General features: G+C 61.0%; 5 protein-coding genes. 3 read left to right on the forward strand and 2 right to left on the reverse strand.

Features of this window, described 5'->3' with window-relative positions:
* The first annotated feature begins 321 nt into the window (after positions 1-321).
* Entirely contained in the window at positions 322-1,473 is a 1,152-nt protein-coding gene (gene macA, locus AC3WP7_RS29445; protein ID WP_093513659.1) for a macrolide transporter subunit MacA, read from the forward strand.
* 3 nt (positions 1,474-1,476) lie between these two features.
* Positions 1,477-3,435 carry a MacB family efflux pump subunit gene (locus AC3WP7_RS29450; protein WP_093513657.1) on the forward strand — a complete coding sequence of 653 codons (1,959 nt, stop codon included), beginning with the start codon at positions 1,477-1,479 and terminating at the stop codon, positions 3,433-3,435.
* 131 nt (positions 3,436-3,566) lie between these two features.
* Here the strand turns inward: AC3WP7_RS29450 and AC3WP7_RS29455 are convergent, their stop codons facing one another.
* Complete coding sequence (locus tag AC3WP7_RS29455) at positions 3,567-4,238, reverse strand: response regulator transcription factor (protein ID WP_172963364.1); 672 nt, start codon at positions 4,236-4,238, stop codon at positions 3,567-3,569.
* 156 nt (positions 4,239-4,394) lie between these two features.
* Entirely contained in the window at positions 4,395-5,630 is a 1,236-nt protein-coding gene (locus tag AC3WP7_RS29460; RefSeq protein WP_092245702.1) for a methionine gamma-lyase, read from the reverse strand.
* Between the two features lie 123 nt (positions 5,631-5,753).
* Here AC3WP7_RS29460 and AC3WP7_RS29465 point away from each other — a divergent pair, with 123 nt between their 5' ends.
* Entirely contained in the window at positions 5,754-6,224 is a 471-nt protein-coding gene (locus tag AC3WP7_RS29465; RefSeq protein ID WP_092245699.1) for an Lrp/AsnC family transcriptional regulator, read from the forward strand.
* Positions 6,225-6,354: the final 130 nt, after the last annotated feature.

The following is a 6,354-nucleotide window of genomic DNA, read 5'->3' on the forward strand; positions in this document are numbered from 1 at the left end:
AGGGGGCTTGCCCCCGATGGCGGTGTGTCAGTTGATGCATCTGTGGCTGTCCCACTGCAATCGGGGGCAAGCCCCCTCCCACAGTTTGATCTCCATACATCAGGTAGATATCAGCCTGCTTTTGATCTGCTGGGGATCTGGCGTTTGATCCCAGACGCCCCGTAAAACCACGCTGATCTTCGTTCGGGCACACCGAGCCCGAGTGTTGGGGCAAGAGCGTTTTGCTTACTTTTGCGCTTTTCAAAAGTGAGCCGCCGTAAGGGCGGAACCCTAAGCGGCCGTTACCTAAATAACGGATATGTACTCGATCAAAGGCCACCCATGGAAAAGTCAAAGTTACGCAAACTAGGAATGCTCACAGTAATCACAGTCGCCATCGGCCTGATCATCTACACGGTCCAGGCCCCCGCCGACGCCCCCCAATACCTCACAGCCACCGCTCAACGCGGTGACATCGAAAACGCCGTGCTGGCCACCGGCCTGCTCGAAGGCATCAAACAGGTCGACGTGGGCGCCCAAGTCTCCGGCCAATTGAAGTCCCTGAAAGTAAAGGTCGGCGATAAAGTGAAAAAGGGTCAATGGCTCGCCGAAATCGACCCACTGGTCCTGCAAAACACCCTGCGCAAGGCCCAGGTCGACGAAGAAAACCTTCAGGCCCAACGCCGCGCCACGGCGGCCCAGCTCAAGCAGGCCAAGTCCGTGTACGAGCGCTATAAAGGCCTGCAGATCGACGAGTCGGTATCCCGTCAGGACTTCGAAGACGCCGAGTCCAACTTCCAGGTGCAACAGGCCAACCTGCTGTCCCTGGATGCGCAGATCAAAAGCGCGCACATCCAGATCGACACCGCCAAGGTCAACCTGGCCTACACTCGCATCGTCGCGCCCATCGACGGCGATGTGGTGGGCATTGTCACCCAGGAAGGCCAGACCGTGATCGCCAGCCAACTGGCGCCGGTACTGCTCAAATTGGCGGACCTGGACACCATGACCGTCAAGGCCCAGGTCTCCGAGGCGGATGTGATCCACATCAGCCCCGGCCAGCAGGTGTACTTCACCATCCTCGGCGAGGCCGACAAGCGCTACTACGCCAAGCTGCGCGGCACCGAGCCGGCGCCGCAGAATTTCCTGGAAACCCAGACCGCCGGTACGCCAAAGCAGAACACCGCGGTGTTCTATAACGCGCTGTTCGACGTGCCCAACCCCGATCACCGCCTGCGTATCGCCATGACCGCCCAGGTGCGTATCGTGCTCGACACCGCCCAGGCCGCGTTGATGGTGCCGGTGGCGGCGCTCGGTGTGCGCAACAACGATGGCAGCTACCCGCTGCGGGTGCTGGATGCCAAGGGCAAGGCGGTGTCGCGGGATGTGAAGACCGGGATCAACAACAACGTCAAGGTGCAGATCCTCGAAGGCCTGGCCGAAGGTGACAAAGTGGTGATCGGCGAAGCCACGCCGGCTGTGGCGGGGAACTGACGGATGACCCAGCCACTGTTGGAACTCAAGGGCATCACCCGCAGTTTCATGGCCGGCGAGCGTGAGTTCATTGCGCTCAAGGGCATCGACCTGACGATTCACGCCGGGGAAATGGTCGCGATCATCGGCGCCTCGGGCTCGGGTAAGTCCACCCTGATGAACATCCTCGGCGGCCTGGATTACGCCACGGCCGGCAGCTACAAGATCAATGGCATCGAAACCCGCTCATTGGGCGACGAGCAATTGGCCGAACTGCGCCGCGACTACTTCGGTTTTATCTTCCAGCGCTACCACTTGCTGGCGCACTTGAGCGCGTTGCACAACGTGGAGATGCCGGCGATCTATGCCGGTACGCCGGAGACCGCGCGCCATAGCCGTGCGCGGGAGTTGCTGGCCCGCCTGGGCTTGGCCAGCCACACCACCCATCGTCCCAGCCAGCTGTCGGGCGGGCAGCAGCAGCGGGTGAGTATTGCCCGTGCGTTGATGAACGGCGGTGAAGTGATCCTGGCCGACGAACCCACCGGCGCCCTCGACACCCACAGCGGCAAGGAGGTCATGCGTATCCTCGCCGAGCTGCACGCTGCGGGGCACACGGTGATTATCGTGACGCACGACCCCAAGGTCGCGGCGAACGCCCAGCGCATCGTCGAGGTGTGCGATGGCGAGATTGTCAGCGACAAGGCCAACGACAGTGTCGGCCTGGCGCTGCCCGGCGAAACGCCCATCGAACCCAGGCGCAGTGGCGCCAGGCGTCTGGTGGCGAGCCTGGGGTTGTTCAAGGAAGCGTTCAACATGGCCTGGGTCGCGCTGGTGTCCCATCGCATGCGCACCTTGCTGACCATGCTCGGTATCGTCATCGGTATTACCTCGGTGGTGTCGATCTCGGCCATCGGCGAAGGCGCCAAGCGTTATGTGCTCAAGGACATTCAGGCGATCGGCAGCAACACCATCGATATCTTTTCCGGCACCAGTTTCGGTGACAGCCGCGCCTCGGCCATCGAGACGTTGATGCCCTCGGATGTCGACGCGTTGAACCAGCTGTATTACGTCGACAGCGCCACGCCGGTGGTGGGCCGCAACCTGTTGCTGCGCTTTGGCAATATCGACCTGGATGCGCAGGTCAACGGTGTGAGTGACCGCTATTTCAAGGTCAAGGGCCTGAAGCTTGAAGCCGGCATCGCCTTCAGCGAAAGCGACGCACGGCGCCAGGCCCAAGTGGTGGTGATCGACCACAACACCCGCCATCGACTGTTCGGGCCGAACGTCGACCCGCTGGGCCAGGTGATCCTGGTGGGTAACCTGCCGTGCACGGTGATCGGCGTGACGGCCGACAATAAAAACATGTTCGCCGCCAGCAAGGCATTGAATGTGTGGGTGCCCTATGAAACGGCGGCGGGGCGCCTGTTGGGGCAGCGCCATCTGGACAGTATCACCGTGCGCATCAAGGACGGTCAGCCAAGCAAGGTGGTGGAAGACAACGTCAACAAGCTGATGCTGCAACGTCACGGCACCAAGGATTTCTTCACCAACAACCTCGACAGCATCATGCAGACGGTGCAGAAAACCAGTCGCTCCCTGGCGCTGTTGCTGTCGTTGATCGCGGTGATTTCGCTGCTGGTGGGCGGTATCGGGGTGATGAACATCATGCTGGTGTCGGTGACCGAGCGTACCCGCGAGATCGGTATTCGCATGGCGGTAGGCGCCCGGCAATCGGACATTCGCCAGCAGTTCCTGGTGGAGGCGGTGATGGTGTGTTTGATCGGTGGGCTGATCGGAATCTCGCTGTCCTATGCCCTGGGCTTTTTGTTTTCAGTGTTCGTGAAGGAATGGGAGATGGTGTTTTCCCTGGGCTCGATTCTGACCGCGTTTGCCTGTTCGACATTGATCGGCATCGTGTTTGGCTTTGTGCCGGCGCGGAATGCGGCGCGGCTCGATCCGATCGAGGCCTTGGCAAGGGATTGAGTCCTGCTTGTCAATGAGAACCCAATGTGGGAGGGGGCTTGCCCCCGATTGCTGTGTATCAGCCACAATTTCGGTTGCTGACCCACCGCCATCGGGGGCAAGCCCCCTCCCACATTTTGATCGGTGTGAGCTTAAAGCCCCGTACTTTCCTCGGTGGCATACATCCACCGCAACAACGAATGCCGCCCGCTGATCCCCAGCTTGATCGCCGCACGTTTGAGGTAACTCTCGATGGTGTTGACCTTCAATGCCAATTGCTCCGCCAGCTCCGGCGCCGTGCGCCCGGCCAGCAGGCCGACGCACACTTCGAGTTCACGGTTGGAGAGGGTCAGCCCCGATTGCACCAGGCGTTCCTCGATGCGCCGGCGCAGGGTTTCGAGGCCCTGGTTTTCCGGGGTCACCGGCTCGCTGTCCTGGCGGCAAGGCTGGATCGCGGCGATGTGTTTTTCGACCATGGGCAGCAGCAGGGTGGAGAAGTCCTGCAGCATGCTGCGCTCCTGCGGCGAGAAATTTTCGGACTGGTGTGAGCGATACACCGACAACACATAGCGCACGTCGTCCCGGCGGCGGGTGAGGTGCAATTGTGCGGCAGGTTGCTCTTCGCCCAAGGCTTCTACCGAGTCGGTGTAGACCGGGCTGATCTTGCGCCGGACCTGCCCTTCGGCACTCACCTGCAGTTGCGTGATATGGGTGGCGTCCACGGCCAGTTGGGTGAGGATCAGGTCATGCAGCATGCGCGGAAAATGGCGGCTGCCGGTGCTGGCGATGACCTTGCCAATATGCGGAAACAACTGTGAGTTCATCAATTCATCCATGAGGCGTGCAGGTATTCGGCCTTATAGCAGCGGGGATTAAGATGCAAGCCAATGCGAATAACCTACCGTGATAGTCCTTCCCGCCGGAACCTATGCTAGTACAGCCTGGCGGCGGGAAGGGGATCCAATCTTAAAAAATCGGATTTAAAGACTCACGAGCCTGGAAGGACGTTGCAGCGTGCGCGTGCATTTGGCCAGTGCCTGCTGTACATCCGCCAGCAGGTCGGCGATGTCTTCAAGCCCCACCGACAAGCGCACCAACCCCTCGCTGATGCCGTGTGCGGCCCGCTCTTCCGGGGTGTAGGTGGAGTGGGTCATGCTCGCCGGGTGCTGGGCCAGTGATTCGGCGTCGCCCAGGCTGACCGCGCGGGTAAACAGCTTGAGTGCATTCATGAAGCGCCGGCCGGTTTCGATCCCGCCCTTGAGTTCGAAGGCGATCATGCCACCGGGCATTTTCATCTGGCGTGTCGCCAGTTCGTATTGAGGGAAAGAACGCAGGCCCGGGTAAGTCACGCGCTCCACGGCCGGGTGCGCCTGCAAGGCTTCGGCCACGGCCTGGGCGTTGCTGCAGTGGCGGTCCATGCGCAGGGCCAGGGTCTTGAGGCCGCGCATCAACAGCGAGGCATCCTGGGGCGACATGACGGCGCCGGTCAGGTCCTTGAGGCCTTGCAGGCGAATACGCTGGGCCAGCGCCTGGCTGCTCACGGCAATGCCCGCGGTGATATCGCCGTGGCCGCTGAGGTACTTGGTGGCCGAATGCACCACCACATCGGCGCCCAGTTCCAGGGGGCGTTGCAGGTAGGGCGTGCAGTAGGTGTTGTCGACCACTACGGTGACATTGGGCTGGTGGTGGGCGAGGGTGGCGACGGCGGCGATATCTACCAGTTGCAGGTTGGGGTTGGCCGGGGTTTCGCAGTAGATCATGCGCGTTGCGGGGCTGAGCGCGGCTTGCAGGGCCGCCAGGTCCGTGAGGTCGACATGCCGCACCTTGATGCCGAACTCGCCGATGCCGTGGTGCAGCAGGGCGAAGGTACAACCGTACAGCGTCTGGCTGACGATCACCTCGTCGCCGGGGCGTAGCAGGGTCCAGAACGTCGCGGCAATCGCCCCCATCCCGGAACTGAAGGCCACCGCCGCCTCGCCGTTTTCCAGGGTCGCCATGCGTGACTCCAGCAGCGCCAGGGTCGGGTTGGAAATGCGCGTATAGAAGTGGCCGCTGGCTTCGCCGGCAAAACAGGCGGCGCCGTATTCGGCGGTGGGGAAGGCAAAGGTGGCCGACAGATAAATCGGCGGGACGAGCGCGCCGTGGTGGTCTTTGGGGTCGTAGCCGTGGTGGATGGCGCGGGTGGAAAAGCCGAATGCATTGTGTTTATTGTTCATGTCGGACGCTCCTTATTTCCTACAATGCTATGCTCATAACCAGAGATGAACTTTGCAATATTTGCCGGTAATTCCCGCGTCCCGGGATAAAAACCTCATAAAAATAACGAATAGAGGCACGTTATGCCCATCCGTCTGGATCGCACCGATAAAGCGCTTTTAAACGCGCTGCAAGGCAATGCCCGCCTCACGGTGGCTGAATTGGCCGACCGCGTCTCCCTGACGACCTCGCCCTGTTGGCGCCGGGTGCGCAACCTGGAGGAGAGCGGGGTGATCAGCGGGTACCAGGCGATTCTCTCGCCCAAGGCGCTGGGGTATGGGGTGACGGCGTTTGTCAGCATCATGATGGAGAGTCATACCCAGGAAATTGCCCGGGCATTCGAGCAGCGGTTGTTGGCGATTCCCGAGATCGTGGCGTGCCATAACGTGTCGGGGCGGTATGATTTTTTGTTGGAAGTGGTGGCGAGGGATCTGGAGTCGTTTGGGGAGTTTGCGCGGGAGGTGTTGCAGACGTTGCCTTGCGTCAAGGAGATTTATTCAAGTTTTTCCTATAAGTCGGTGAGGGGGTTGCGGGTGATTCCGGTGCCGGGGTGATGGCGGGGTGGTGTCGTGTTGTGTACATATCCGTTGCTTCGGTAACGGCCACCTATGGTTCCGCTCTTACAGCGGCTCACTTTTGGAAAGGCCGGAAGCCGGCCCAGCCAAAAGTAAGCAAAAGGCCTTC

The organism is Pseudomonas sp. FW305-3-2-15-C-LB1, assembly GCF_058787615.1.